Origin of the sequence: Aquabacterium sp. G14 (genome assembly GCF_037482285.1) — a bacterium.
In the GTDB taxonomy this organism is placed as follows: domain Bacteria; phylum Pseudomonadota; class Gammaproteobacteria; order Burkholderiales; family Burkholderiaceae_C; genus Aquabacterium.
In genome coordinates this window covers 24,146-49,340 of sequence record NZ_JBBEYB010000008.1, presented here as the reverse complement: position 1 = coordinate 49,340, position 25,195 = coordinate 24,146, and the positions used below count along the sequence as shown (strand labels likewise).

22 protein-coding genes are annotated in these 25,195 nt (G+C 64.4%); 9 read left to right on the top strand and 13 right to left on the bottom strand.

Features of this window, described 5'->3' with window-relative positions; all coding sequences use genetic code 11:
- Nucleotides 1-80 precede the first annotated feature (80 nt).
- The 6 genes from WIT60_RS10190 (at nt 81) to WIT60_RS10165 (ending at nt 8,737) form a co-directional block, all read left to right on the top strand.
- Nucleotides 81-1,025 (top strand): DHH family phosphoesterase, encoded by a 945-nt coding sequence (locus WIT60_RS10190; protein ID WP_339583824.1) that lies wholly within the window; start codon nt 81-83, stop codon nt 1,023-1,025.
- Nucleotides 1,026-1,109: 84 nt separating this feature from the next.
- Entirely contained in the window at nt 1,110-2,303 is a 1,194-nt protein-coding gene (locus tag WIT60_RS10185; protein WP_339583823.1) for a response regulator, read from the top strand.
- Nucleotides 2,304-2,431: 128 nt separating this feature from the next.
- Nucleotides 2,432-2,983, top strand: a complete 552-nt coding sequence (locus WIT60_RS10180; protein WP_339583822.1) for a histidine phosphatase family protein — start codon at nt 2,432-2,434, stop codon at nt 2,981-2,983.
- A gap of 13 nt (nt 2,984-2,996) precedes the next feature.
- Nucleotides 2,997-3,494: an RNA polymerase sigma factor RpoD gene (locus WIT60_RS10175; RefSeq protein ID WP_339583821.1), complete on the top strand. Its 498-nt coding sequence runs from the start codon at nt 2,997-2,999 to the stop codon at nt 3,492-3,494.
- 54 nt (nt 3,495-3,548) lie between these two features.
- Nucleotides 3,549-7,322 (top strand): response regulator, encoded by a 3,774-nt coding sequence (locus tag WIT60_RS10170; RefSeq protein WP_339583820.1) that lies wholly within the window; start codon nt 3,549-3,551, stop codon nt 7,320-7,322.
- Entirely contained in the window at nt 7,322-8,737 is a 1,416-nt protein-coding gene (locus tag WIT60_RS10165; RefSeq protein WP_339583819.1) for a 3'-5' exonuclease family protein, read from the top strand. The genes WIT60_RS10170 and WIT60_RS10165 overlap by 1 nt, the downstream gene beginning before the upstream one ends.
- 10 nt (nt 8,738-8,747) lie before the next feature.
- Here WIT60_RS10165 and WIT60_RS10160 read toward each other — a convergent pair whose 3' ends face one another.
- The 9 genes from WIT60_RS10160 to WIT60_RS10120 all read right to left on the bottom strand — a co-directional run bounded on the left by WIT60_RS10160 (nt 8,748) and on the right by WIT60_RS10120 (nt 16,975).
- Entirely contained in the window at nt 8,748-9,629 is an 882-nt protein-coding gene (locus tag WIT60_RS10160) for an alpha/beta fold hydrolase (RefSeq protein WP_339583818.1), read from the bottom strand.
- A gap of 70 nt (nt 9,630-9,699) precedes the next feature.
- The gene (locus WIT60_RS10155) at nt 9,700-10,206 is read right to left on the bottom strand and encodes a nuclear transport factor 2 family protein (RefSeq protein WP_339583817.1); all 507 of its coding nucleotides are present in this window, start codon (nt 10,204-10,206) and stop codon (nt 9,700-9,702) included.
- Between the two features lie 10 nt (nt 10,207-10,216).
- Complete coding sequence (locus tag WIT60_RS10150; protein ID WP_339583816.1) at nt 10,217-10,990, bottom strand: SDR family NAD(P)-dependent oxidoreductase; 774 nt, start codon at nt 10,988-10,990, stop codon at nt 10,217-10,219.
- Nucleotides 10,991-10,997: 7 nt separating this feature from the next.
- Nucleotides 10,998-11,552 (bottom strand): DUF3833 domain-containing protein, encoded by a 555-nt coding sequence (locus WIT60_RS10145; RefSeq protein ID WP_339583815.1) that lies wholly within the window; start codon nt 11,550-11,552, stop codon nt 10,998-11,000.
- A complete protein-coding gene (locus tag WIT60_RS10140; protein WP_339583814.1) occupies nt 11,549-12,949 on the bottom strand; it encodes an MFS transporter in 1,401 nt (466 codons plus the stop codon). Before WIT60_RS10140 ends, WIT60_RS10145 begins: the two co-directional genes overlap by 4 nt.
- A gap of 10 nt (nt 12,950-12,959) precedes the next feature.
- Entirely contained in the window at nt 12,960-13,541 is a 582-nt protein-coding gene (locus WIT60_RS10135; RefSeq protein WP_339583813.1) for a chalcone isomerase family protein, read from the bottom strand.
- A gap of 43 nt (nt 13,542-13,584) precedes the next feature.
- Entirely contained in the window at nt 13,585-14,862 is a 1,278-nt protein-coding gene (locus WIT60_RS10130; RefSeq protein ID WP_339583812.1) for a class I SAM-dependent methyltransferase, read from the bottom strand.
- Entirely contained in the window at nt 14,859-15,620 is a 762-nt protein-coding gene (locus WIT60_RS10125; protein WP_339583950.1) for a DUF1365 domain-containing protein, read from the bottom strand. The genes WIT60_RS10130 and WIT60_RS10125 overlap by 4 nt, the downstream gene beginning before the upstream one ends.
- 47 nt (nt 15,621-15,667) lie before the next feature.
- The gene (locus WIT60_RS10120) at nt 15,668-16,975 is read right to left on the bottom strand and encodes an NAD(P)/FAD-dependent oxidoreductase (RefSeq protein WP_339583811.1); all 1,308 of its coding nucleotides are present in this window, start codon (nt 16,973-16,975) and stop codon (nt 15,668-15,670) included.
- A 118-nt stretch (nt 16,976-17,093) separates the two neighbouring features.
- On the opposite strand from WIT60_RS10120, the gene WIT60_RS10115 reads away from it, so the two are divergent.
- On the top strand, nt 17,094-17,726 hold the full coding sequence (locus WIT60_RS10115; protein ID WP_339583810.1) for a TetR/AcrR family transcriptional regulator: 633 nt from the start codon (nt 17,094-17,096) through the stop codon (nt 17,724-17,726).
- Nucleotides 17,727-17,821: 95 nt separating this feature from the next.
- Here the strand turns inward: WIT60_RS10115 and WIT60_RS10110 are convergent, their stop codons facing one another.
- Nucleotides 17,822-19,006, bottom strand: a complete 1,185-nt coding sequence (locus tag WIT60_RS10110; RefSeq protein WP_320363885.1) for an acetyl-CoA C-acyltransferase family protein — start codon at nt 19,004-19,006, stop codon at nt 17,822-17,824.
- 215 nt (nt 19,007-19,221) lie between these two features.
- On the opposite strand from WIT60_RS10110, the gene WIT60_RS10105 reads away from it, so the two are divergent.
- Nucleotides 19,222-19,821, top strand: coding sequence for a methyltransferase family protein (locus WIT60_RS10105; RefSeq protein WP_339583809.1), 600 nt, complete (start codon nt 19,222-19,224; stop codon nt 19,819-19,821).
- A gap of 17 nt (nt 19,822-19,838) precedes the next feature.
- Complete coding sequence (locus tag WIT60_RS10100; protein ID WP_339583808.1) at nt 19,839-21,245, top strand: acyltransferase; 1,407 nt, start codon at nt 19,839-19,841, stop codon at nt 21,243-21,245.
- A gap of 22 nt (nt 21,246-21,267) precedes the next feature.
- Here WIT60_RS10100 and WIT60_RS10095 read toward each other — a convergent pair whose 3' ends face one another.
- From WIT60_RS10095 to WIT60_RS10085, 3 genes are all read right to left on the bottom strand, one after another.
- Nucleotides 21,268-22,095, bottom strand: coding sequence for an alpha/beta fold hydrolase (locus WIT60_RS10095; protein ID WP_339583807.1), 828 nt, complete (start codon nt 22,093-22,095; stop codon nt 21,268-21,270).
- 495 nt (nt 22,096-22,590) lie between these two features.
- Nucleotides 22,591-22,878, bottom strand: coding sequence for a hypothetical protein (locus tag WIT60_RS10090; protein WP_339583806.1), 288 nt, complete (start codon nt 22,876-22,878; stop codon nt 22,591-22,593).
- A 430-nt stretch (nt 22,879-23,308) separates the two neighbouring features.
- The gene (locus tag WIT60_RS10085) at nt 23,309-25,150 is read right to left on the bottom strand and encodes a PHA/PHB synthase family protein (protein WP_339583805.1); all 1,842 of its coding nucleotides are present in this window, start codon (nt 25,148-25,150) and stop codon (nt 23,309-23,311) included.
- Between the last annotated feature and the right edge of the window lie 45 nt (nt 25,151-25,195).

Sequence of the window (25,195 nt, the reverse complement as noted above, 5' to 3'; positions counted from 1 at the left end):
AATGAGGCAGTCAACACGTCGCCCCTGCCGTACCATCATGGGTTTGATCCCAACGGTGCCTGTTGGCGCCCCTGCATCCTGTGACCACTGGCCTTTTCACTTCTCTCCCCGGTTTGGCAGCCCAGCCCTCCAAGACCGACCCCAATCCGCTCGTCATCTACCACGGCAAGTGTCCCGATGGTTTTGGGGCCGCCTTGGCCGCCTGGCTGTATTTCGAAGGGCAGGGCGAGTACCTCGGAGTGAGTCATGGCAAAGTCACCACGCTGGACGATCTGCCGCCGCTGGACGGGCGTGCGGTCTACATCCTGGATTTCTCTTTTGAAGAGGGGCTGATGCAGGGCATCGACGAGCGCGCATCCAAGCTCGTGCTGCTGGATCACCATCAAAGCGCCGCCGACAAGATCGGACGTTTCCAGTGCCGTTGCGGTGCGGTGCATTTCGACATGACGCAGTCGGGCGCGATGCTGTCATGGAAGTTCTTTTTCCCGGAGCAATCGGTGCCCGACCTGATCCGTTATGTGCAGGACCGCGATCTGTGGACATGGGCCTTTCCGGAAAGCGCGCCATTTTTGTCGGCGCTTGATCTGGAGCCCAATGAGTTCCCGCGGTGGGCTGAGATTGCCGCGTTCACGCCGGCTCAGGTGGCCGAGTTTGGTCAGCGTGGTCAGGCCATGAACGAGAAGTTTCTCAGCCTGTGCCGTGACATTGCCCAAGGGGCCGCCCCCTTGACCTTCAATGGTCAGGCCGGTGTGATGGTGAATTGCCCAGGCGCCTTCACCAGCGAGGTGGGCAACATGCTGTCGGCCGAGTGTGGCAGCTTCGCGCTGCTGTGGAGCGTGTCGAAGGATGGTACGGTGAAAGTGGGGTTGCGTGCCGTGCCCACGTTCAATGCCATTCCACTGGCTGAATCCATGGGGGGTGGGGGGCACCCTCAGGCATGCGGCTTCCGGATGGGTCCGGAACGGCTGACCGAGCTACTGACCGGGGTATTTTGGGCTGATCCAAATCAACTTCTTCCCACCTGATGTGAATTGATTCTCGTTAGACTGTTTCCATGCTGTGTCCCGAGTTCTCGGAAGAGCACTTCACATCTCTGAACAGGTGAAGCCATGGAGACGGTTGATCCGACGATGGATCGCGTGACAGTGCTGGTGGTCGATGACACCAAGGAGAACCTCACGGTCATCGGACAGTTGCTGCGCCCTTATTACCACGTGCGTGTGGCCAATTCGGGCGCGCGGGCCTTGCAGGCGGTGGAGGTTGCGCCGCGCCCTGATCTGATCCTGCTGGACGTGATGATGCCCGATATGGACGGCTATGAGGTCTTGAAGGCCTTGCGCCAGCAGCCTGTATCGCATGACATCCCGGTCATTTTCGTGACGGCACTGGCGGCCGATACCGACGAGGAACTGGGTCTGAGTCTGGGGGCGGTGGACTACGTCACCAAGCCCATCAAGCCCGCCTTGCTGCTCGCTCGGGTGAAGGCGCAGTTGGAGCTGAAGAAAGCCCGTGATTGGCTGGCCGACCAGAACGCCTACCTGGATGCCGAAGTGCACCGGCGCATGGCCGAAAACGAGTTGATCAAGGATGTGAGTCTGCATGCCTTGGCCGCCTTGGCGGAAAAGCGCGACAACGAAACCGGCAACCACCTGCACCGCACGCAAGGCTATGTGGCGCTGTTGATTGAACTGCTGCGTGAGCACCCGCGTTTTCAGGCCGAGTTCGCCGACGAGGCTTATTGCCGCCGAGTGATCAAGGCGGCCCCGCTGCATGACATCGGCAAGGTGGGCATTCCCGATGCGATCTTGCTCAAACCCGGCAAGCTGACGCCGGAGGAGTTTGAGGTGATGAAGACGCACGCGATGATCGGCGCGCAGGCAGTGGGTGAATCGATCATGCAGGTGCGTGCTGCGCGTGCACAGCGTGGTCTGAGCGCGGAAGACGATGTTGGGGATTCGTCGCTGGATTTTCTGGACGTGGTCTGCCAGATCGCGGGGGGGCATCATGAAAAGTGGGACGGCAGTGGCTACCCCCAGGGACTGCAGGGCGATGCCATTCCGCTGCCCGCACGCCTGATGGCCGTGGCGGATGTGTTCGATGCCCTGATCTCTCGTCGGCCTTACAAGGAACCCTTCGCTGCAGACCGGGTGCTGCAAATCATGCAGGAGGGGCGTGGGCGGCATTTTGACCCGGATGTGGCTGATGCGTTCTTGGAGCATCTGGACCGCTTTCACGAGATCGCCGAGTGTTTCAAGGATGAACACCCGGAAGATGTGGGTGAGATCAGCGGGGCCAAAGGATGAAGGGCCTCGGTGGGCGATTCGCGTGGTGTTTGACGGTGCTGGCCTGTGCCGGGTGGGTGGGCGCAGTGCAGGCGCAGGGCCCGTCGAGCGGGCGTCCCACAGAAGCCTCGCCAAAGTTTGTGGAACAGATGGCCACGCCGGCGCTGTTGTCGCAGCTGCGCCAGGGCGGGTATGTTCTTTACATGCGCCATGGCACCACCGACAACAGCCGCTCCGATCTGGTGCCTTTGGGTGACTTCAAGGATTGCAGCCGCCAGCGTGTGCTCGACGAGAGTGGGCGGCGGTTGGCCGCGAGGGTGGGACAGTACATCCGTCAGGCGGGCATTCCGGTGGCGGAGGTGCTGCACAGCCCTTTGTGCCGAGCGCGTGACTCGGCGATGTTGGCGTTTCCCGATCAGCCCGGTGGCGTGCGACAGGTGGACGGGTTGCGTTACACGGCCAACCTGACAATGGCTGAAAAGCAGCCGATCTTGCAGACCACACGCCGTTGGCTGTCTGAACCGGTGCCACAGGGCAGCAATCGAGTGATCGTGGCCCATGCCCCCAATATGGCGGACCTGATCGGTTATTTCGTGCGGCCAGAAGGCACGGTGGTGGTCATCCGTCCGCAGGGGCAGGGCCAGTTCAGCTATGTGGCCAGCGTGCCTCCAACGCTGTGGCCCACCTTGCTGGGGCCTTGAGACGAGGGCAGGTGTGAAGAACTGGCTTTCACCGCACTGGATGCGCCGCAGTCGCTTTGTGGTCATTTTGTTTGTGCCCATGGCGCTGGCGCTGATGCTGGGCGCTGGGCTCAGCTTCGTGGCGGCGGAGTTTGCGCGTCAGGAGCAGTCCCAAACGAGCCAGAGCGTGGCGCAGGACCTCAGGCTGGCCAAGGAGGCCATGGAGATTCGCTACGAGTTGTGGCAGATCCAGCAAAGTCTGCTGGACGCGTTGGCGCGTGCGCGGCGTGGCGAAATCGATGAGGCCGCAGCGTATCGGATCCATGTGGAACTGGTGGAGCGCGTTGCGGGTCTGGAGCGCCGCGTGCAACAGGTGCTGGTGGACCACGGGCAGCGGTTGAGTCCTGAGGAGATTCAGACCGGCCGAGAGGCCTTTATGGGCTTCAAGCGGTTTGTGCTGATGAGCACCGACCTGCTGAGCATCGACCTGAAGGTGGCTCAGGAGAAGCAGGTGGTGGCGGCGGAGCACTAGGCGCGCTTCGCGGTGGTATCCACCCGGATTGGTTTGGTGTGGACCCAGCATGCGATGGACAACAGTCAGAAGTCCGAGCAGAAGCTGCGTGAATTTCACGACCTCCAAAGCCGGGTGATGGTGGGCTTCACGCTGGTGCTGGTGCTGGGGTGGTTGGCCACCGCGATTTGGCTGGCGCGCAGGCTGCAACACGTGGCCGGTAGCTTGAACCATCTGGCGCAAGGGCAGCAGGGTGATGATGCCAGTTTGGCTGCCGTGAGCGAGATGGCCCGGGGGCGCCCTTCGGTGTTGAGTGAGATGGCGCAGGCGGTGTTGGCCTTTCGGGAAGCGCGGGCTGAAGCTGTGCGCAACCGGGAGGCACTCGAGGCTGAGCGCAGCCAGCTGGATGCGCTGGTTCAAGGCATGCCCGACATGGTGTGGCTCAAGGACGCCGAGGGCCTGTATCAGGTGGTCAACGCACGCTTCCTGGCTTTCTTGCAGCGTGATCGCGAGGCTGTGATTGGTCACCGTGACCATCAACTGCTGCCTGAGGAAATGGCCAAGCAGATCGTGCACGAAGAGTATCTGGCCAAGACACAAGGGCATCTGGTGGTGCCGCCCAGGTGGCATGTGGGCGCCGATGGGCGTCGATCGCTGATTCAAGTGACCAAGACGGCCATCCACGATGCCCGTGGACAGTTCATGGGGGTGTTGGGCGTCGGGCGCGATGTCACTGCTGAACACCAGGTCCAGGAGGCCTTGCGCGAGCGCGAGGAGCTGTTCTCCACCATCGTGAACCAGGCGCCCATCGGCATCCTGTTGGTGGACCATGCCACCCTCGGTTTCATCAGCTTCAACCAGGCCGCTTCGGATGCGCTGGGATACACGCAAGAAGACTTCGCGTCCCTGACGCTCTATGACATCCAGGCACGTTTGACGCGTCAGGAGGTGGATGACATCGTGGCCAGCATCCTGGCCGAGGGAGGGCGTGAGTTCGAGAATCAGCGCCTGACACGTCATGGTGAGGTCCGGGAGTTCTGGATCTCGATGAAGCCGCTGGTGGTGCAGGGCAAGCAGTGCCTGACCGCAGTGTGGGTGGACATCACAGAGCGCAAACGCACCGAGCGCGAGTTGTTGCGCTACCGCGATGAATTGGAGAATTTGGTCAGGCAGCGCACGCTGAAGCTGGAAGAGACCAGCCGAGAGCTGGCAGCACAGTCGGTGACGCTCAAGCAGCTTTACGACGAGTTGACGACCGTTTTCAACGCGGCCACGGTGGGCATGGCCGTGATGAAGGATCGGCGTGTGGTGCGTTGCAACCACAAGCTTGAAGAGATCTTCGGGGCGCCCGAGGGCAGCATGGTGGGGACTTCGGCGCTGAGCTGGTATCCCGACGATTCGGCCAATGTGCATGGCGCCGAGTTGGTGCGAGAGTTGATGCAGACCGGGGTGTCACACCAGCGGGAGGAGCAGCTCAAGCGTTGCGACGGCTCGCTGTTCTGGGCGCGCATGCGGGGTGCGAGGTTGGATCCGGACGATGGGACCTTGCTGGCCATCATCGAAGACATCACCGAGGAACACCGCGCGGCGGAGCTCCTGCAACAAGCCAAGGAGCAGGCCGAAAGCGCCAACCGGGCCAAGAGCTCCTTCCTGGCCAACATGAGCCATGAGATCCGCACACCGATGAACGCCATCATCGGTTTGACGCACCTGATGCGCCGCGAACCTTTGAGCACGCGCCAGTTGCAGCAACTCGACAAGGTCTCGGGGGCTGCAATGCACCTGCTCTCGGTCATCAACGACATCCTGGATTTCTCCAAGATCGAGGCCGGAAAGATGACGCTGGACCCCACCGACTTCGAGGTGGAGCGCATGGTGAGCAACGTCACGTCGATGGTGACGGACAAGGTCGAGGCCAAGGGTTTGGAGTTGGTGGTGCGCCTAGGCGGCGTGCCCCCGGTGTTGCATGGCGATGGCGTGCGCCTCGGACAGGTGCTGGTCAACTTCATGAGCAATGCGGTGAAGTTCACCGAGCGTGGGACCGTGGTGCTCAGCGGCCGCGTGCTGCGGGAAGAGGGCGAGCAGGTGTGGGTGCGCTTCGAGGTGCGCGACACCGGCATTGGGCTGAGCGAGGCTCAACAGGCCAAGCTGTTCACGGCTTTCCAGCAAGCTGACGTGTCGACCACGCGCACCTATGGGGGCACGGGCCTGGGGCTGGCGATCACCCGACGTCTGGCCGACCTGATGGGGGGACACGTTGGGGTCGAGAGCACCGAAGGCCAGGGCAGTGTGTTCTGGATCGATGCGCCTTTCGGGGTGGGGGTGCAGTCGGTCATGCCTGCCGTCAATGTGCTGCCTCCCCGTACCCGCGTGCTGGTGGTGGACGACATGGAGGAGGCACGCGCCCTGCTGGTCGACATGCTGACCGACATGGGCGCCCGCGCCGATGCGGTGGACCGGGGAGCCTTGGCGTTGGAGCGTGTGGCCGCTGCGGACAGCATGGGTGATCCGTATCAGTTGGTCTTCACCGATTGGCAGATGCCGGGCATGAATGGCACAGAGACCTGTCATGCCTTGCGCAAGCTGGATTTGCGCCTGCAGCCCGCCTGCATCCTGGTGAGTGGCAGCAGTGGGTGTCCTGCAGAGGATCTGGAAGACGGCAGTTTCTCGGCCTTCATTCCCAAGCCCGTGATGTCAGCGACGCTCAACGATGCGATTGCCCGCAGTTGGGGGCATGCCTTGATGCACAGCGAGGCGCCCTCGGCCCCAGATGCCGTGGTCCGCTTTCAGCCGGGGCATCGCTTGTTGCTGGTCGAGGACAACGCCCTGAATCAGGAGGTGGCCGTTTCCTTGCTGGAAGACATGGGCTTTGTCGTGGATCTGGCTGGCGATGGTGCCGTGGCGGTGCAGCGTTGCACCGAGCAGAGCGGGTACGAACTGATCTTGATGGACATCCAGATGCCAGTGATGGATGGGCTGGAGGCGGCGCGGCGCATTCGCGCTTTGCCGGCGTACGCGCAAACGCCGATTCTGGCGATGACGGCAAACGCTTTCAGCGAAGACCGGGCCGAAGCCTTGGGGGTGGGCATGAACGACCACATTCCCAAGCCGGTGGATCCGGCGCAGTTGACGCGCGCTTTGGCCACCTGGCTGCCACAAGCGGTTCAGGCCGAGGAGCGGAGCCCCTCGCAAGCCGACCTGACGCATGACGACGTGGCCGAGCTGGCGCCCTTGCGTGCCATCCCCGGCCTGGCGCTGGATGTGGGTTTGCGCAGTTGCCGCGGCAAGGTGGCGCAGTTGCGCAAGCTGTTGCTGCGGTTTGCCGACGATCATGCTGCCGACATGGACAAGGTTCGCGCCGACCTGGCGCAGCAGGACTGGGTGACAGCCGAGCGTCGTGTGCACACCCTCAAGGGTGTCGCCGGAGTGCTGGGTTGGGTGACGTTGCAGCGTGAGGCTCAGGCGGTGGAGCAGTTGCTCAGGCAGCATGACGCCAATGTGCAGCCGGTGTTGCAGGCCCTATCTCAGCTGGAGGTGCTTTTGCAGGATGCAGTCCGGGCCACGCAGGCCCTGGTGCCAGCGCCCTCGGTCGTGAACCGGGTGCCGCTGGATTGGGCCGTCTTGGAGGCTGGTTTGACCGAGTTGAGAGCCTTGCTGGCCACCGATGACCTGGATGCGGCCGATGCGTATGAGCGCGTCGCACCGATGCTGATCAGCTATTTGCCGGAGCATGCGCGGGACTTGGGCAGTGCCGTGGAGCACTATGATTTCGCCCGTGCCACCGAGGCCCTGAACGCCATGGTGGCGAGCCCGGCGTGGCAAGCCTTGCAAAAATCCTCCGCCGCCTGATGCCTGAGAAGTTATTTGAACCCATGGTCTTTGTGGACCTGGAGACCACCGGTGCCACCGGTACGGTGGACCGCATCACCGAGATCGGCATCGTCGAGGTGAACGAAGAGGGCGAGGTGCGGGAGTGGTCGAGCCTGGTCAATCCGCAGACGACGATCCCGCCGTTCATCCAGAACCTCACGGGGATCACCGATGAGATGGTGGCCGGGGCGCCGACGTTCGAGGAACTGGCCGAAGAAGTGCTGATGCGGCTGCACGGCCGCTTATTCGTGGCGCACAACGCGCGCTTTGACTATGGCTTTTTGAAGAACGAGTTCAAGCGCGTGGGCGTGGACTTCAAGGCCACGGTGCTGTGCACGGTGAAGCTGTCGCGCAAGCTGTTCCCGCAGTTCAGCAAGCACAGTCTGGATGCGCTGATCGAGCGTCACCAGTTGCACATGCCGGCTCGCCATCGGGCATTGGCGGATGCGGCGGTGTTGTGGCAGTTCTGGCAGATTCTGATGCAGCAGGTGCCCGCCTCGCAGTTGCAAGAGGCGGTGGGCGTGTTGACCGGTCACAGCAGTTGGCCGACGCACCTGGACCGGGCCCTGCTCGATGAGCTGCCCGAGCGCCATGGCGTGTACCTGTTTTATGGCGAGGGCGCGGTGCCCATCTACATCGGTAAGGCCAACAAGCTGCGCCAGCGGGTTTTGTCGCACTTCAGTGCGGACCATCGGTTGGCGAAGGAGATGAGCCTGTCGCAGCAGATTCGCCGTCTGGAGTGGATCGAGACACCGGGCGAGATGGGCGCCTTGCTGCTGGAAGCGCAGCTGATCAAGCGCTGGCAGCCCATCCACAACCGGCGCTTGCGCCGCAGCGACGAGCTGTGCACCTGGCGTCTGCTGCCCACCGAACGCGACGGCGAAGGCGGCTACCTGCCTGAGCTGGCGTGGGCGCGCGATCTGGATTGGGGCCGTCAGGATGCCGTGTACGGGCTGTTCGGTAGCCAGCGTGATGCGCTGAAAACCCTGCGCGAGATTGCCGAGGAGGCGCAACTGTGCCTGGCGACCTTGGGGCTGGAGAAGACTTCGGCCGGGCGGCCTTGCTTTGCCTATCAGTTGCGCCGCTGCAGTGGGGCGTGTGTGGGCGCGGAGTCGTGGGGGCGCCATTCGGCCCGCTTGCGCAGTGTGCTGGCGGACTGGCAGGTGCAGGTGTGGCCTTATGGGGGCCCAGTGCAGGTGCGCGAGGGCGATGCCTGGCACGTGCTGGATGCCTGGTGTTACCTGGGCACGGCACGCACGCCCGACGAGGTGCAGGCGCTGTTGCAGCAAGGGCAACCCGCCTTTGACAAGGACACCTACAAGATTTTGGTGGGGCGTTTACCGGCCATGGCGGTGGAGCCGGTGCCGGTGTCGCAGCCTGCCCCAGTGTCCTGATCGTCAGCGATCAAGCCGACAGCAGAAACGACTTGACCAGGGCCGCGGTGTTGGCCGGTTGCTCCAGCATGAAGCAGTGCGTGCCACTGACCTGCTGCGTTTGTACCTGTCGGTTGATCCGACGCAGGCGGGCAGCGCCTTCCAGCACAAAGGGGAAGGTGTGGTCGGCGTGGATCACCAGCGTGGGCGTTTCAATGCGGCCCATCAAGGTCCACAGGCGCTCAGGCGCCGAGGAGAAGACTTCGGCCTCGCGGGATGGCTGGCACTTCAACTCCACGCCGCCGTCCGGGGCGTCCTTCATGGCGTGGCGCACGAAGGCATGGAGGGCTTCGGCCGTCCACGTCTTGTAGACGCCGCGGTGACGCAGTTGCTCATAGGCCTCGCCGCGGTTGGCCCAATGGTGGCGGCGCGCACGGGCGCTGCGCGCCAGGGGCGACAGACGGGCGGTGCCGGTGAGGGTGGCCACGGCCACGCCCAGCATCATGGCGGGTGAGAACAGCACGGGATCGAGCAGCACCGCGCGCTGGAACAGCTTGCGGTGCTCACCCATCGCCAAACCGGTCAGCACACCACCCAGGCTGTGGCCCAGACCGAAGTGCGGCACGTTGCCAAACTGGGGCTGGCCGTGGGTTTTGAAGGCCTCGATGGCGAGTTCGGCATTGCGGTTCCAACCGACGAAACGGCCGCCGTGGTCGCTGTCGCCATGGCCCTGGATGTCGCACAGCCACAGGTCGAAGTCATGCGACAGGTGCTGCAGCATGGGCTCGTAGGTGCGCGCGCAAAAGCCGTTGCCATGCAGGAAGTGGATCACGGGCTTGCCGCTGGGGGCCGTGTGCCAGCCACGCAGGGGGAAGCCTTCACGGCCGGTGTGGGTCCAGGGGGTGAGCTGCATGGCGATACTTCTGGGTCAATGCGTCAAGCTGACATTGTGCCAACACATTGCACCAAAACCGTGCCCGGCTTCACGCGGTGGACGACAGCTTGCGGGTCAGCCAGCGCACCAGAACACCGATCACTGGCAATTTGGCGTACAGCTCCTCGGCGGTGTCCCAGTAGTCGCGGTGCACGCTGACTCGGCCGTCGGGCGCGAAGGTCAGCTGCGTGGCGCCGTGAACCGTGAGGGTGCCCTCGGGCCGGTCGATCAGGAAGTCCCAGGTCAACCAGGCGTGTTCGCCCTGGGTCATGGTGTGGTGGACGACGAAGCGCGGGTTCTGCACCGTCTCGAACATGTGGGCGAACACGCGCTGGATGCCGGGCAGCCCAGTCACGTCGTTGAACGGGTCTTTGAAGCGCGCATGCTCGCTGTAGACGCTGCTCAGTGTGCCCAGGCTGGCCTGGCTGATGGACTCGAAGAAGGCGGCGACACGGGCGGTGCGCGGGTCGATGGCGACGGTTGCCTGCCCAGGTGTGAGCGTGGTGGCCGAGGTGGCGGCAGAGGTCATGTCCGGTGTGAGGGGAGCGAAGGGCATGGCAAGGGTCTCACAAACCGGTGGCGCGGCGCACCAGGGCAAAGTAGAGCGTGTCGGGCAGGTGGCGCATCAGCTTGAGCCACCAGGTGAAACGGCGTGGAAAGTGGATTTCGAACGCGCCGCGCGCCCAGCCTTTCAAGATGGCCTGCGCGGCCTGATCGGGCGTCAGCAGGGCGGGCATGGCGAACTGGTTTTGCGCCGTCAGCGGGGTGGCCACAAAGCCGGGGTTGACCACCGACACGCCAATGCCAGTGTCGTGCAGATCGATGTAGAGCGTGTCGGCCAGGTTTTGCAGCGCCGCCTTGGTGGGGCCATAGGCCAGCGACTGGGGCAGGCCCCGGTAACCGGCCACGCTGGCCACCAGACTGAGGTGGCCGTGGCCCTGGCGCTGCAGCACGGGCAGCACGGCATCGAGCAGGTAGAGGGCGCCGGTCACGTTGACCTGCTGGTGGCGCAGGGCATCGTCCAGATCGAAGGCGGTGGCGCGCATGGGGCGGTAATGCCCGGCGCAGTACATCACCAGGTCGATGCGGCCGGTCTGGTCGAGCACCGTCTGTGTGGCGCGCGCGACGTCGGCACGGTCGGTCACATCCAGCGGCAAGGCGATGCTGCCGGGGTGGGCGGCTGAAAAGCGCGTCAGGGGCTCCGCAGAGCGGGCCGAGACGACCACGCGGGCGCCGGCCGCATGCAGGGCGCGGGCTGTGGCCTCACCGATGCCGCTCGAAGCACCGACGAGCCACACGACGCGGCCTTGCCATTGGGTGATCCGGGGGTTGAGGGACATGAGGGGCTCAGGGCTTGGTGAAAGACAGCGTGACCTCGCCCAGGCGGATGCCGAACTTGCTCATCACGGCCTTGTTGAGCATGGTGCGCTGGTCCATGAGGTACATCCAGTCGTCGAACTGCACGTGCCAGACACGGCCGTCCACGGGCAGGGCCAGGGTGTAGCCCCAGCGGAACGCGTTGCCGGCGGTCTGGCCTTCGGCTTCGCCCACGACATCGTCGGCGCGGCCGGTGTAGCGGCCGTTGCCGTGGTCGGTGAGGTACCAGATGCGGGTCTGCTTCGTGCCGTCGCTGTAGGTGAAGCGCTCGTCCAACGTGCCTTGGTTGCCTTGCCAGCTGGCCTTCATGTCCACCACAAAGCGTTTCACGACACGGCCGCTGCGGTCGGTGAAGATGCCGTGGGCCTGCATGGGGCCGTTGAAGTACTGCTTGAGGTCGAGCGCGGGCTGCTCCTGGGCATAGTCCTGCACTTGCGGTCCGGCGCAACCACTCAGCAGCGGGCTGAGCAGCAAGGCGGCGCCCAGAGCGGCCAGGAAGCGACGGAAACGTGTGAAGGGGGTCATGCTTGTCCTCTCAGGATGGGGTGACGGCGCATGGCCTGCCACAGGGCGGCGGCGGCCAGCAGTTTGAAGACGCAGGGCAGCAGGCCGTAGGAGATGGCCATGGCGAACTGGTTGTCAGGGGTGTGGCGACCCGTTTCGTAGCCGATGAAGGCCAGTAGCGGCAGGGCTAGGCCGGAGGCGAGTGCGAGGTTGAGCTTGGTGGCCGCCGTCCACCAGCCGAAGAAGCGGCCTTCGCAGTGCTGGCCCAGGCCCGCGTGGTGGATGACGCCAGTGAGCAGCGCGCCAGGAATGGCGAGGTCGGCCCCCAACGCCAGACCGGTGAGCACGCAGATGGCTTCGAACGCCAGGGTGTCGCCTGAACCCAGCCAGGGCACGGCGCAGAAGGCGAGCACGCTCAGGGCCATGCCGAGCAGCCAGGCTGGGGCCAAGCCCAGGCGCTTGACCAGCCTCACCCACAGCGGCAGTCCGATGGCGGCGGCCAGGAAGTAGCTGCCCAGGAAGAGCGGCTCCCAGGTGGGGGCTTGCAAGGTGTCGCGCACGAAGAAGGGCAGCAGCGTGGCCGGGATGGCACTGGCGGTGCCGTTGAGCAGGAACACGATCAGCAGGGCGACGAAGGCCGGCGTGCGCCAGGGAGACGTGTCCACGGCCGGGGTGACGTGCGCGGTGTTCGCCTGACCAGCCGCAGCGGTCGCTTCGGCGGTCGGCGTGGTGCTGGTGGTTGCGTCTGAGGTGATAGGGGTCTGTCCCAGCTGGGCAGACCTTGGGTTCGATGAGGGGGCTGCGTCTTGCTGGCTGTGCCCGTGCAGCGTTTGGTGCAGGGTCCACAGCCCCAGGCCCAGCGCCACGGCCAGCACCACACTGGTGGCTTGCAATCCCAACCAGGCGGGCAACAGGCTGGCGAGCAGCACACCCGCCAGGGCCGTGCCTTCACGCCAGGCGACCAGGCGGGCGCGTTGCTCGGGCTGGCCACCCCAGCGGGCACCCCAGGCCTGGTGCACCATGGACGCGAGGCTGTACGCCAGATAGGTCAGCACCAGCGCACCCGCCAGCCAGGCAAGCAGTTGAGTCTGTGAGCCAGCCACGCTGGGCGGTGGCATCCACAACGCCGCAAAGCCCGCCGCCATCAGCACGGAGGCGACCAAGGCGGCGCGCCAGCTGAGGCGCGCATGGCGGGCAAACAGTTGGTCCACCCAGTGGCCAATGCGGGGGTCGAGCACCGCGTCGAGCAGGCGGGTCAGCAGCAGCAAGACGCCCAGGGTGCCCAGCGGCACAGCGTATTGCTCGGCATAGTGGCGGGGCAGGGTCACGTACAGCGGCAGCGACACGAAAGCCAGGGGCAGGCCCAAGAGGCCATAGCGCCATCCTGTGCCGTGCGTGTGGATGCCGGTACTGCCCATGGTGCACCGCTCAGGCTTTGCCGATCAGGGCATTGCGCAGCCCTGGGGCGGAGGTCTTGGGCGACAGCCAGATGCCGAAGAACAGGCGGGCGTAGGCTTTGTCCTGCGTGGCGGCAGTCTGCTTGCCGTTGAAGTAGAAGCGCACACCACCGGCACCGTCGTGCACGCCGGTCAGGCGGTCTTGCGCGCCCACGTTCGGGAAGGCCTGGTTCATGAAGGCCAGCCAGGCTTTGGACTGGGCCTCGGTGAACTCGCCCACACGGCGCATCTCGGCAATCGAACGCTCGGCGATGGCCGGCCCTTCGAGCTTGCGGGCGTATTCCAGTTCCAGCGCAAAGGGCAGCTGGTCGTAGCGCTCGGCCTCGAAGGCGGGCTGGGCCCACAGCCGGGCCTCGTACACCAGCAGGCCAAAAAAGCGCAGCGGCGCACGGCCGCGTAGCTGCGCCTGCTTCAGGTCGGAAGCGACCTCGGCAGGCACGGTGGTCTGGGCGGGGGCAGCGATGGCGTTCATGGTGGGGGCAGCGGTGGTGAACAGGGCCGCCAAGGTGCACAGGGTCTGGCGACGGCTGAGATCAGGGTGGCGGTGTGACATGGTGTGGGCGTGGTTGAGGTGACGCGGGATGGGCGTGCTGGGCTCAGTCCGGGCGACGCAGGGTGAACTGCATCACGTCGGTGTTGCCATGGTCGAAGGCGGCCTCGCAGTAGGCGAGGTAGAAGGTCCAGATGCGCACGAAGCGGGTGTCAAAACCCAGCTTGCCGACTTCGTTTTCGCGCTGCAAGAAGGCATGGCGCCAGCGGCGCAGCGTTTCGGCGTAGTCGGGGCCGAAGGCCAGGCGCTTTTCCACCACCAGGCCGGCTTTGCGGGCCATGGCTTCAAAGCCCGAGGGACTTGGCAACATGCCGCCGGGGAAGATGTACTGCTGGATGAAGTCGGTGGAGCGGCTGTAGCGCTCGAACAGGTCATCGCGGATGGTGATGGTCTGGATGCAGGCGCGGCCACCGGGCTTGAGGCAGCGCTTCACCGTGTCGAAGTAGCTGGGCCAGTATTCGCGGCCCACGGCCTCGAACATCTCGATGGACACGATGGCGTCGAACGGCTCGCGCTCGTGCAACGGAGCCAGGTCGCGGTAGTCCTGGTAGCGCAGGTCGGCCAGCTCGCTCAGGCCCGCATCGGCCATACGTCGTTGCGCCCAGGCCAATTGTTCGCTCGACAAGGTCACGCCTGTGACATGGGCGGCGCGCTCGCTGGCGGCCGTCTCGGCCACGGCACCCCAGCCGCAACCGATCTCCAGCACGCGGCTGCCACGGGTCACGCCGGCTTCGTCCAACGCGCGGCGCATCTTGGCCATCTGTGCGGCTTTCAGGTCGGCACCGGCCAACTGGTCGGCACGTTTGCCTTCGAACCACGCGCTGGAGTAGTTCATCGACGGGTCCAGCCACATGCGGTAGAAATCGTTGCCCAGGTCGTAGTGGGCGTGGATGTTCTTGGCGCTGCCTTCGCGCGAGTTGCGGTTCAGCCAGTGCTTGACGCGGTACAGCAGCGAGCCCCACCACGAGCCATACACCACCTTCTCCAGGTGGTCGCGGTTGATGATGAACAGCGAGAGCAGGGCGGTGAGATCGGGCGTGTGCCAGTCGCCATCGATGTAGCTTTCGGCAAAGCCGATGTCGCCCGACTTCATGGTGCGCTCGAACACGCGCCAGTTGTTCAGGCACAGCGTCGCGCGCACACCGGGCGTGTCGTCGTGGCCCACGGCCGAGGCCGGGAACCGGCTGTGGCCGCCATCGGGCCATTCGATGTCCAGTCGGCCATGCTGCAGCTTGTTGAGCAAGCGGAACACCCGCTTGGCCGACGCCGGTGCATCGGCGGGCAGGGCGGGGGTGGCGTGGGTGGTTGATGCGGTGGTGTTCATCTTGAGACGAAGCGCTCAGGCGCAGCAGGCTTGTGGAAGAAAGGCACGCGCTTGAGGAACAAGCGCAGGGCGTGCCAGTGAATGCGGGCGACCACGCCCAGTGTCATCAGGGGCGTGCCCCAGAAGGCACGACGGGCGCTGTGGCGCGTGAAGGGTTCGAGCTGGCCGCTGATGCTGGTTTGAATCAACGGTCCGTGGTCGTCATGCAGGTCCACCCGCGAGACCATGCGGTCGCCTGTGCGGGTGAAGCGGAAGCGGTAGGTGCCTTCCACCGCACAGAAGGGCGAGACGTGGAAGATCTTGTCGGCTTGCAGTTCCTGCCCCCATTGCACGTGTTCGCCGCGCAGCAGATAGCAGTGGCGCTCGCTAAAGGTGTTGTTGACCTCGGCCACAATGGCCGCCAGCGAACCGTCGGCGCGGTGCGCAAACCAGAAGCTGACCGGCTTGAAGGCATGGCCCAGCACGCGGGGGTAGGTCTGCAACCACACCTCGCCATCGGCATCGGCTATGCCTTCGGACTGCAACAAGGCCTCAAACCAGGCCAGGGCATCGGTGCCGCCTTCGCCGTGGTCCTGGTCGGCGAAGGTGATCCATCCAAAGCGCTGACGCGGCACGGTCCAGCCGTGTTCGCGCCCCAGGCGCATGGGCAGCATCAGGAAGTAGCTGTCGTGCTCAAAGCGGTGCTGCGCGGGGCGCAGACGCTGGTGCCATACCTTGCCACGGCCGATCAGGGCCTGCGGGGCGGGCTGAGCGTGCATCAGGGCAGCGGTGGTGGGTGGTGTGGGCATGGCGGGTGCTCTCGGATTCACGCAGCGGCCAGCTTGTTCGGCCAGGTGGTTTGCTGGATCAGCTTGGCCGCGCGCAAGCCGGCCTGGAAGCCGTCTTCGTGGAAGCCATAGCCACACCAGGCGCCGGCATACCAGACGCCTTGCGTACCCTGGATGGCGGGCAGGCGCGTTTGCGCGTCGATGGCAGCCTGGTCGAACACCGGGTGGTCGTAGGCGATTTCCTGAATGACGGTGGACGGGTCGGGCTCACGCACGGGGTTCAGCGACACCACCACCGGCTTTTGCCAGGGCAGCGGCTGCAGCACGTTGATCAGGTAGTGCAGGCAGACCTGCGCTTGCTCGGTGTTCTTCTGGGCGGCGCGCTCGTAGTTCCAGGCGGCCCAAGCCGAGCGCTTTTGCGGCAGCAGGGCCGTGTCGGTGTGCAGCACGGCGCGGTTGGGCTGGTAACGGATGGCGCCCAGCAGGTCGCGCTCGTTGGCGGTGGCCTGTTGACCCAGCAGGCGCAGGGCCTGATCGCTGTGGCAGGCCATCACCACGCCGTCAAAGGTCTCAGCGCCTTGTGCCGTGTGTACCGTCACCCCCTGGTTGTGGCGCGTCACCGCCTGGACCGGGGTGTTCAGGCGGGCGTCCTTCAGACGCGTCAACACCTTGCGCACGTATTCGCGTGAGCCACCCGTCACCGTGAACCACTGCGGCCGGTTGGCCACCTGCAGCAGACCGTGGTTGTGGCAGAAGCGGATCATCGTCGCCATCGGGAAGCGCAGCATCTGTTCGGTCGGGCACGACCAGATGCAGGCCACCATCGGCAGGAAGTAATCGTCGCGGAAGGGCTGACCGAAGTGGTGGTCGTCGAGGAAGGCGCCAATCGGCTGGGCCAGTTCGGCGTCTTTGCCCGCAACGGCCATGGCCGTGGTCAGCTGGTTGAAGCGCAGGATGTCGCGCAGCATGGACCAGAAGCGCGGACGCACCAGGTTGCTGCGCTGGGCAAACACGGTGTTGAGCGAGTGGCCGCTCCACTCGATGTTGCGCTGGCCCGGCCCCTGGGGGGACTGCACCGAGAACGACATCTCCGACGGCGCACGGTCCACGCCCAGTTCGTCGAACAGGGCGATCAGGCCGGGGTAGGTGCGCTCGTTGTAGACCAGAAAGCCGGTGTCCACCCCGTGGGTGACGCCGTCGATCGTCACATCGACCGTGTTGGCGTGGCCGCCGAAGTAGGCGCCGGCCTCGAACACCGTGACCTCGTGGCCAGAGCCGGGGGCAGACAGCTGCCAGGCGGCGCTCAGGCCGCTGATACCGGAACCGATGACGGCGATACGAGACATGCGATGCTCCGTGTAATGAACTTGCAAGTGCAGAATGAATACTTGAGAGTCTACATGATAACCAAAAGAGTGTCACGTGTGTCTTCTGCCGTTTTACGCCAAGGGGCATCGGTCTACAATGGCAGACATGGCACGGCTTTCATACAAGGAACAAATACAGCGCATTCGCGAGGACGCCATCGTGGAGGCCGTCAATCGGCTGCTGGCCACCAAGGGCTACGACGCGATGACGGTGGACGAGGTGGCGGCGGAAGCCGGCATGGCCAAGGCCAGTGTGTACAAGCACTTCGCCTCGAAGGAAGACCTGGCCGCTGCGGCCATGATCCGCGCGCTCGACCGGGCTGTGACCTTCGTCGATGGCCTACGCGAGAACCCCGACGCGCGCCCGATCGAGCAACTCAAGGCGGTGGCCCGCTGGGCGATCACCAGCCAGCTCGAAGGCGAAATGCCCTCGCTGCCCTCGCAGAATTCGGCGCTGTCCAACTCGCTGCAGGCCAACGAGGCCTACATGGACCGCCTGATCAGCCTGAGCAACAAGCTCAGCATCTGGATCACCGAGGCCCAGACCAGTGGCGAGCTCAACCCCGACCTCCCGGCCGAGATGACGCTCTACATGCTGTTCGCGCTTGCCTGCGACCCCGTGGTCGGCATGCTCAAGGCGTCGGGCATGTACACGAACGAACAGATCCTGGCCTGGGTCACTACCGCCACGTTCGACGGTGTCAGCCCCCTCAGGGCCGCGGCAAGCTGAACTCCCACGGGCGGTTCGGCGTCTGAGCCTGCTGGCAGTCAGGCACAAAAAAGGGGCTCCGAGGAGCCCCTTTGTCATGGTGCGATCACGTCAGATCAGACGCGCTCGATCACCATCGCAATGCCTTGGCCGCCGCCAATGCACATCGTGATCAGGGCATAGCGGCCGCCGGTGCGCTGCAGTTCGTAGATGGCCTTGGTCACCAGGATGGCGCCCGTGCCGCCCACGGGGTGACCCAGGGAGATGCCGGAACCGTTGGGGTTGACCTTCTCGTTGTCCAGACCCAACTCCTTCGCCACGGCGCAGGCTTGGGCGGCGAAGGCTTCGTTCGCTTCGATCACGTCCATGTCGGCGACGGTCAGGCCAGCCTTGGCCAGCGCGTTGCGCGAAGCGGGCACGGGGCCAATGCCCATGTACTCGGGCTCGACACCAGCGTGGCCGTAGGACACCAGACGGGCCAGCGGCTTCAGGCCCAGTTCCTTGGCCTTCTCGCTTGATGCCATCACCACGGCGCCAGCGCCGTCGTTCAGGGTCGAGGCGTTGCCGGCGGTCACGGTGCCGTCTTCCTTCTTGAAGGCGGGCTTCATCTTGGCCAGGGCTTCGACATTGGTGTCGGCCTTCACGCCTTCGTCGGTGTCGAATAGCACCACGCCCTTGCGGGTCTTGATCTCGACCGGAACGATCTGTTCCTTGAAGTAGCCAGCGGCAATCGCCTTGGCAGCGCGCTGTTGCGACTGCACGGCGTAAGCGTCTTGCTGTTCGCGGGTGATTTCGTAGCGGGCGGCCACGTTTTCAGCGGTGATGCCCATGTGGATGTGCATCCGCGGGTCGTGCAGGGCGCCCAGCATGAAGTCCAGCATCTTCACGTCGCCCATGCGCGCGCCCCAGCGGTTGCTGGTGACCAGGTAGGCGCCACGGCTCATCGACTCGGCACCGGCACCCACGGCGACTTCGCAGTCACCCAGTTGAATGGCTTGGGCGGCCGACACGATGGCCTGCAGGCCCGAACCGCACAGACGGTTCACGTTGAAAGCGGGAGCCTCTTGCGGCACGCCAGCGTTCAGGGCGGCCACGCGGCTGATGTATGCGTCTTGAGGCACGGAGGGGATGACGTGACCCACGACAACATGACCCACGTCCTTGGGGGCGACGCCAGCGCGCTCCAGGGCGGTCTTGATCACGAGTGCACCCAGGTCAGCGGGCGGCACGTCCTTGAGCGAACCACCGAAGCTGCCGATGGCGGTACGGGCTGCGCCCACGAAGACGACTTCACGAGTCATGTTGTGTTCCTTTGGAAGGAGGGGGGACAAATCGCCAGATCTGGCGGGATGGATTGTCAGATTATGAGGCCAACGCGCCGTCTTTGGTGCGTTGCACCATTGTCAGGCATGCGTCCCCTGTGTCGGGGGTGTCGGGGTGAATCCCTCATACGAGCAGAAAAACGTGCTGCCCACAATCGGTGTGAACTTTCTCACAGCTGTAGCCCGGAGGCACGATGTTCGACCGACCCCTGATCTTTGTGTGGCCCGATGCCATCGCCTTCTGGGCCGTTCTGATCTGGGCGTATGCCATGGAAGCGCGCCAGTTGCAGCGCAAGAAGCAGCACTCGGCCGGGCACGAGGGCGCCGACCGCTACTCCGGCTTGGTCATCTCGATTGGCACCTCGCTGTTGCAACTGGGCTCGGTGGCCCTGGCGTTTTACGCCCCCTCGGCCATGCCGGCCGAGGCGCGCCATCCCGCTTACTTCGGCGGCCTGGGCCTGATCGTGACCGGCATGCTGCTGCGCATGCACTGCTGGCGCGAACTGGGTGCCTTCTTCACCCACACCGTCACCATTGCCGATGACCACCGCGTGGTCGATGGCGGCGCTTACCGTCTGCTGCGTCACCCGTCCTACCTGGGCGCCTTGCTGACGCTGATGGGGCTGGGCCTGGTGCTGGGCAACTACGCCAGCCTGGTGCTGATGTGCATCGGCTCGTGGTCCATCTACATCTACCGCATCCAGGTGGAAGAGGCTGCGCTGGAGTCGGCCCTGGGCGAGTCCTACACGCGCTTCAAGCAAAGCCGCAAACGCCTGATCCCTTACGTGTACTGACGCGCGCCGAGGCCACCATGTCGTCCGCCGACCACACCCTGCTGGCCCGTGAACGCCTGCACTGCGGCGTGACCGCGCCGCGCCAGCCGCTCACCGGCCTGGACCTGTTCAGCGGCCACATCGGCATCCCGGTGACGCTGGTGTACCCGCAGGGCATGCAGGTGCGCCACATGCGCGAGGCCCTGGTACAGACGCTGCGCCATTACCCGCTGATTGCCGGGCGCATGCAGAAAGATGCCGATGGCCAGGTCTATGTGGACTGCAACGACGCCGGCATCGACTTTCGGGTGCACGAGCACGACCGGCCCCTGCCTGCGCACGGGCCGGACTCCGACTTCGGCCGCCAGATCAAGCGCTACTTCAGCGCGGTCTACCCCTGGCAATGGGTGGGCAAAGACCAGCCCTTGCTGCAGGTGAACGCACACCGCTTCCGCGATGGCGGCGTCATTCTGTGCTGCTACGGGCCCCACTCGCTGTTCGATGGCTCGGCCTACTGGCAGTTCATGAGCGACTGGTCGCGCATGGCGCGTGGCCTGGAGGTGGTGACGCCGGCGTTTGACCACCAGGCCGTGATCGACGCCGCACAAGCCAAGATGACGCCCGAAGCGCCGCCCACCGCACAGGGCCTGGTGCGTGACCCCGACATGCGCACCCGCCTGAGCGTGATGCTGCGCCTGGGCTGGCAAGCGCTGAAGCTGCGCAAAGGCGTGTTCCGCATCCCCGCCGCCACCATGCAGCGCTGGAAAGACGAGGCCAAGCTGGCGCTGCCCGCCGATGCTGGTGTGAGCGCGGTGGAGCTCGCTGCAGCGCATTGCCTCAAGGCCATTGCGCCCTTGACAGCATCGACGCGCGAGCGCCGGGTGGGCATCGTGCTCGACCTGCGGCACCGCCGCCGCCTCCGCATCCCGCGCGACTACTTTGGCAACGCACTGTGCTACGGCGAGGCCCGCTACACCCCGCAAGAGGTGGCGCAAGACAGCGTGGCCGTGCTGGCCAGCAAGTGCCGCCCGTCCAACGAGCAGGTCAGCAACGACACGTTGTTTCAGCACCTGGCCTTGATGGAGCATTACCGCCAGCGGCGGGCCATCTGGCGCCTGTTCTGGGACTCGGCGGCGGGCACGCTCGATGGCGGGCTGATCCTGAACAACTGTGCCCGCTTCCCGATGTACGACATCAACTTCGGGCAGGGCGGACCGGCCTGGTACGACATCTGCGGCGTGGCCTTTCGCATGCTGATGGTCGTGCCCACGCCCGAGCAGGATGGCGGGGTGGATTTGCACTTCACCGCCACGCGAGCAGAGTTGAAGGCGGTGGCAGCGAGCTTGGCGGCGCAGATTCAGGCATCCACTGGCCTGCCTTCTCCCGCGTCTGCACCCACCGGCTCGAGCTCTGACGCATCGTTACCGATTGAGGCGTATTTCTGACGCCAGGCTGACGGTGTTGGCGTCAGTGTCGATCGCGCGTGCAGGTAGACCCGATGTGCTGGCGCAGCAGCTTGGCCACCTCTGGGGCGTGGGTGAGTGGCGCCATGTGCCCGGCATCGGGCACCACGATGCGGTGACCCAGCGGTGCATGCTCGGCGATCAGTTCGCACACCACCCGCTCGGGCTCTTGCGAGGCCTGACCATGCACCACCAGAGTGGGGCAGGCCAGTCGCCGGATGTGACTCAGGCGTGTGGGGTTGGAAGCCTGTGCACCGTACACACGCATTTGCGCAGGCGTTTTCTTCTTGATCGCCTCTTGCGTTGGCTCAGGCAGTTCATGCCAGGGGCCGACGTGGCTGCAGTAGGCATCAAAGAACTGCGCCCAGGCCGTGTCCAGTTGGCCTTCGGCGACCGCGTCGCTGAAGTTGTCCATCACTCGCTGGAACGCTGACCACAGGTGATCATGCCCGGTCTCTTGCAGCAATTGGTAGGCCCCCGGTTCGATCAGCGTCAAGGTGCGCACGCATTCTGGATGGGCCGCAGCAAGCCGCAGGGCGGTGCCACCGCCAAAGGAGTGACCGACCAAGTGCAAGGGGCCGTTTTGCTTCAGCAACGGCGACAGCAGTTGCGCGACATCGTCGTAGCCCATGTCGCGGTCGTATGGCCAGGCAGATGTACCGCCACAGTCGTACAGATCGGGGGCCAGCAGCCGGAAGCCGTCGCCGAGCGCGTCGCCCAGTGCGTTCCATTGCGCGCCGGTGTTGCCCGCACTGTGCAGCAGCAAGACGGTCTCTCCTTCGCCGCGCTCGCGGACGTTCAGTTGGATACCGTCAATATCGATAATTGGCATGGGCTCAGGGCTTCGCGGGAAATGCTGAGGCCCCACGATACCAAGTTTGCGCCTCGCTTCGTCGTGGCTCGATGTGGGGTTGGTATTGATCCGCTTGGATGCAGTAACATCGGCTCAGGCCAGCCCACGCCGAATGTCGAGGTGGTTGGCCGGCGCAGGAGTGTCACGGGCCACTCGGTGATGCGCACCGGCCTGACGTGAACGAAGCACCCATCCTCGGGTTCGTCGATGTACTCGCTCTGCAGCATCAGGGCCAGCGGCGCCTCAGCGCCGGCAGTTCGATCGGCAACGGACTGCACCTCAGCATGGCTGCCGAAGGCGTAGAAGTGGTCGCGGCCATCACAGAGGCCTGGCGAGCCCTGCTCGGGGTGGCACCAGACCCTGTCTTCGAGCACCTCGTCCCAGCACAGCCTCCTTCCGCGCAAACATGGGGCGGATGCGCGCCGACGCGAGCTGGATTCATCGCAGCTGGAAAGGTCATGTCCTCAGGTCTTCTCAACTCTCGTCATGAGGCGATCTGGCGCCGCGCTGCCGCCAGATCAGCCACCGTACGCACCAACTCAGTGGCAGGGTGACCAGCAGTGAGACCAGCAATGCCACGGGTGCTAAAGGATCGACATGGCCCAGTTGCCAGGCCGCCAGCACCTGGAAGACCACTGAACTGAGCAGCGCCACCCCAACGAGGCCCAGGCCGGTACGCCGCTTTCGGAGGTTCGCCATCCACGCGATGGCCGTTGCGACCAGAATAAGCACGATCCATCCCATGGTGTTGGCAACCTCCATCCGTTGTGGGCCTAACCAGTTGCCCTGCCGTCGTTGTACCGGTGTCCGGATTGCGAGGCGAGGTGGAACAAGTTGGGCGTCGCTGATGACGTACGACCCATCACTATCCGGGAAAAGGATTACCTGGGATTGACAGCATGTCTGTGGTGCGCATCTGCTTTGCGTCCCGCGTTTCACCGGCACACAAACATGTAAAGCCAGGGCTTAATCCCCCCCTTTCGACTCCATGACAGTCATGAGTAGCTTGTGTTGCAGAGGTTCTTTTTGCAGAAGCGACCGCAAGTGCAAGGTCCGAATGCCTGTGTGATGAAAGCTGGACAGAGGCAAGTGCTTCCCGCTCTCCAAGGCACGCACGACTTCCGCCAACAGAGACGCTTGGAGATCATGGGGGTTCGACTCGATGATCTTTGTCGCTCGCTGGCTGTCATGATCACTCCGTGTCATGGACAGCTGTGAGCCAGCCAAGACGTTCCTCCGTTTCAAGCACGTAACTGCCCGGTGCTGGCGTGAGCTCCGGATAGGTCTCCGTGCAGGCGGGCCGTGCGGGCACCAGTTCGCCGGCTCTGGGCTTCAACCACGCCATCCAATCCTCCCACCATGAGCCCTCGTGCATCTCTGTGCGAGCCAGCCAGGCCTTGGGTTTGTCCGAGCGGTTTGCGTCAGCCGCACGGTAGCGGCGCTTGGGCGGATGCACCACAGGGTTGACGATGCCCAGGATGTGCCCTGAACTCGACAGCACATAGCGCTTGGGGCCTGCAAAGTGGTGATTGACGTGGAAGGTTTGCTTCCAGGGCGCCACATGGTCGTCTTCCGCCGACACAGCGTAGAGCGGCTGGCTGATGCGGGTCAGGTCAATGGGTTCGCCTGCAAGGGTCAGGGCATTGGGCTTGATCAGCTGGTTTCTCAGGTACAGCTCTTTCAAGTACCAGCTGTGCATGGCCTGGGGCATGCGTGTCGCGTCCATGTTCCAGTACAGCACGTCAAACGACGGTGGGGGCTCGCCATTGAGCCAGCCTTGTTCCACGTAGTGCCAGACCAGACTGTTCGAGCGCAACAGGCGGAACGAGGCGGCCATGTCCTTGCCGTCCAGATAGCCGGTGCGGGCCATCTTGCGGCTCAGGTAGTTCACGCTGGGCTCGTCAATGAAGATGTTGATGTCACCGGGCGCGTGAAAATCCACCAGGGTGGTAAAGAGCGTGATGTCGGCAACCGGAACGTCTTCTGGTGCGAAGCGCTTGTTGGCCCAAGCCATGTATATGCTCAAGCCGGTGCCGCCAATGCAATAGCCCACAGCATGCACTTTGTCGGCCCCGCTCATCGTCCGTGCGGTTTCGATGGTGGCGTGGATGCCGTCCATCAGGTAGTCGTCAAAGCGGACGTCGCGCATCGACGCATCCGGGTTCTTCCAACTGGTGATGAACACGTCAAGGCCCTGATCGAGCAGGAAGCGAACCATGCTCTTCTTGGGCGTGAGGTCCAGCACATAGAACTTGTTGATCCACGGCGTGACGATGACGACGGGCTGCGCATGCACCTTGGCTTGCGTGGGGGCATAGTGAATCACCTCCACCAGCTGATTGCGCATCACGACCGAGCCCGGCGTGGTGGCCAGGTTGACACCTACTTGAAAGTCGTCCGGGTTCGTCATGCGGATCTGCCCCGCCTTCACGTCTTCCAGGAAGATCTCGTAGCCTTTGCGAAGGCTCTCGCCCTTGGTCTCGATGGCGTGTCGGATGGCGACCGGGTTGGTCAACAGGTAGTTGGACGGGGCCATGGCGTTGAGCCAGTTGCGCCACCAGAAGGCCGCCTTGCGTCGTGCCTGGTGTGACAGCCCAGGGGTGTCGTGCAGCATGTCCTGCGTGTGGTGGGTGAACGCGAGGTACCACTCCTTGAGGAGGTCCCAACTCGGAGCTTCAGTCCATACTGGATCGGCAAAGCGCACGTCATCCGGGTGGACCTGAATGGGGTCGTCGCTGTGGACGTTCATCATGCGGTGGAGCGTGTGCCACTGCAGCCGCCAGAGGTCCTTCGACAGGCTGATCAGCCGGGCGCTCAACTCCTGTGGATGTGTTAACCAGGCCAGTTGGGCGTGTGCGATTGGTGCGCTCACGCCCAGGGGGTCCACGGACTGCTCGACGGCATCGTGGATCTGGGTCAGGAGTTGCGCCATGGTCTCGCCGGGCGTCATGCCCGTGGGCTGGCGCACCTCAATGGACCGGTGGTTGTGGGCTCTCGGTTGTTCAGTGTCTGCCGCACGCGTTGAAAGCGCCATGATCGCGAGTTCCAGTTTCTTTGAATGCGGTTGCAAGGTGGCCGG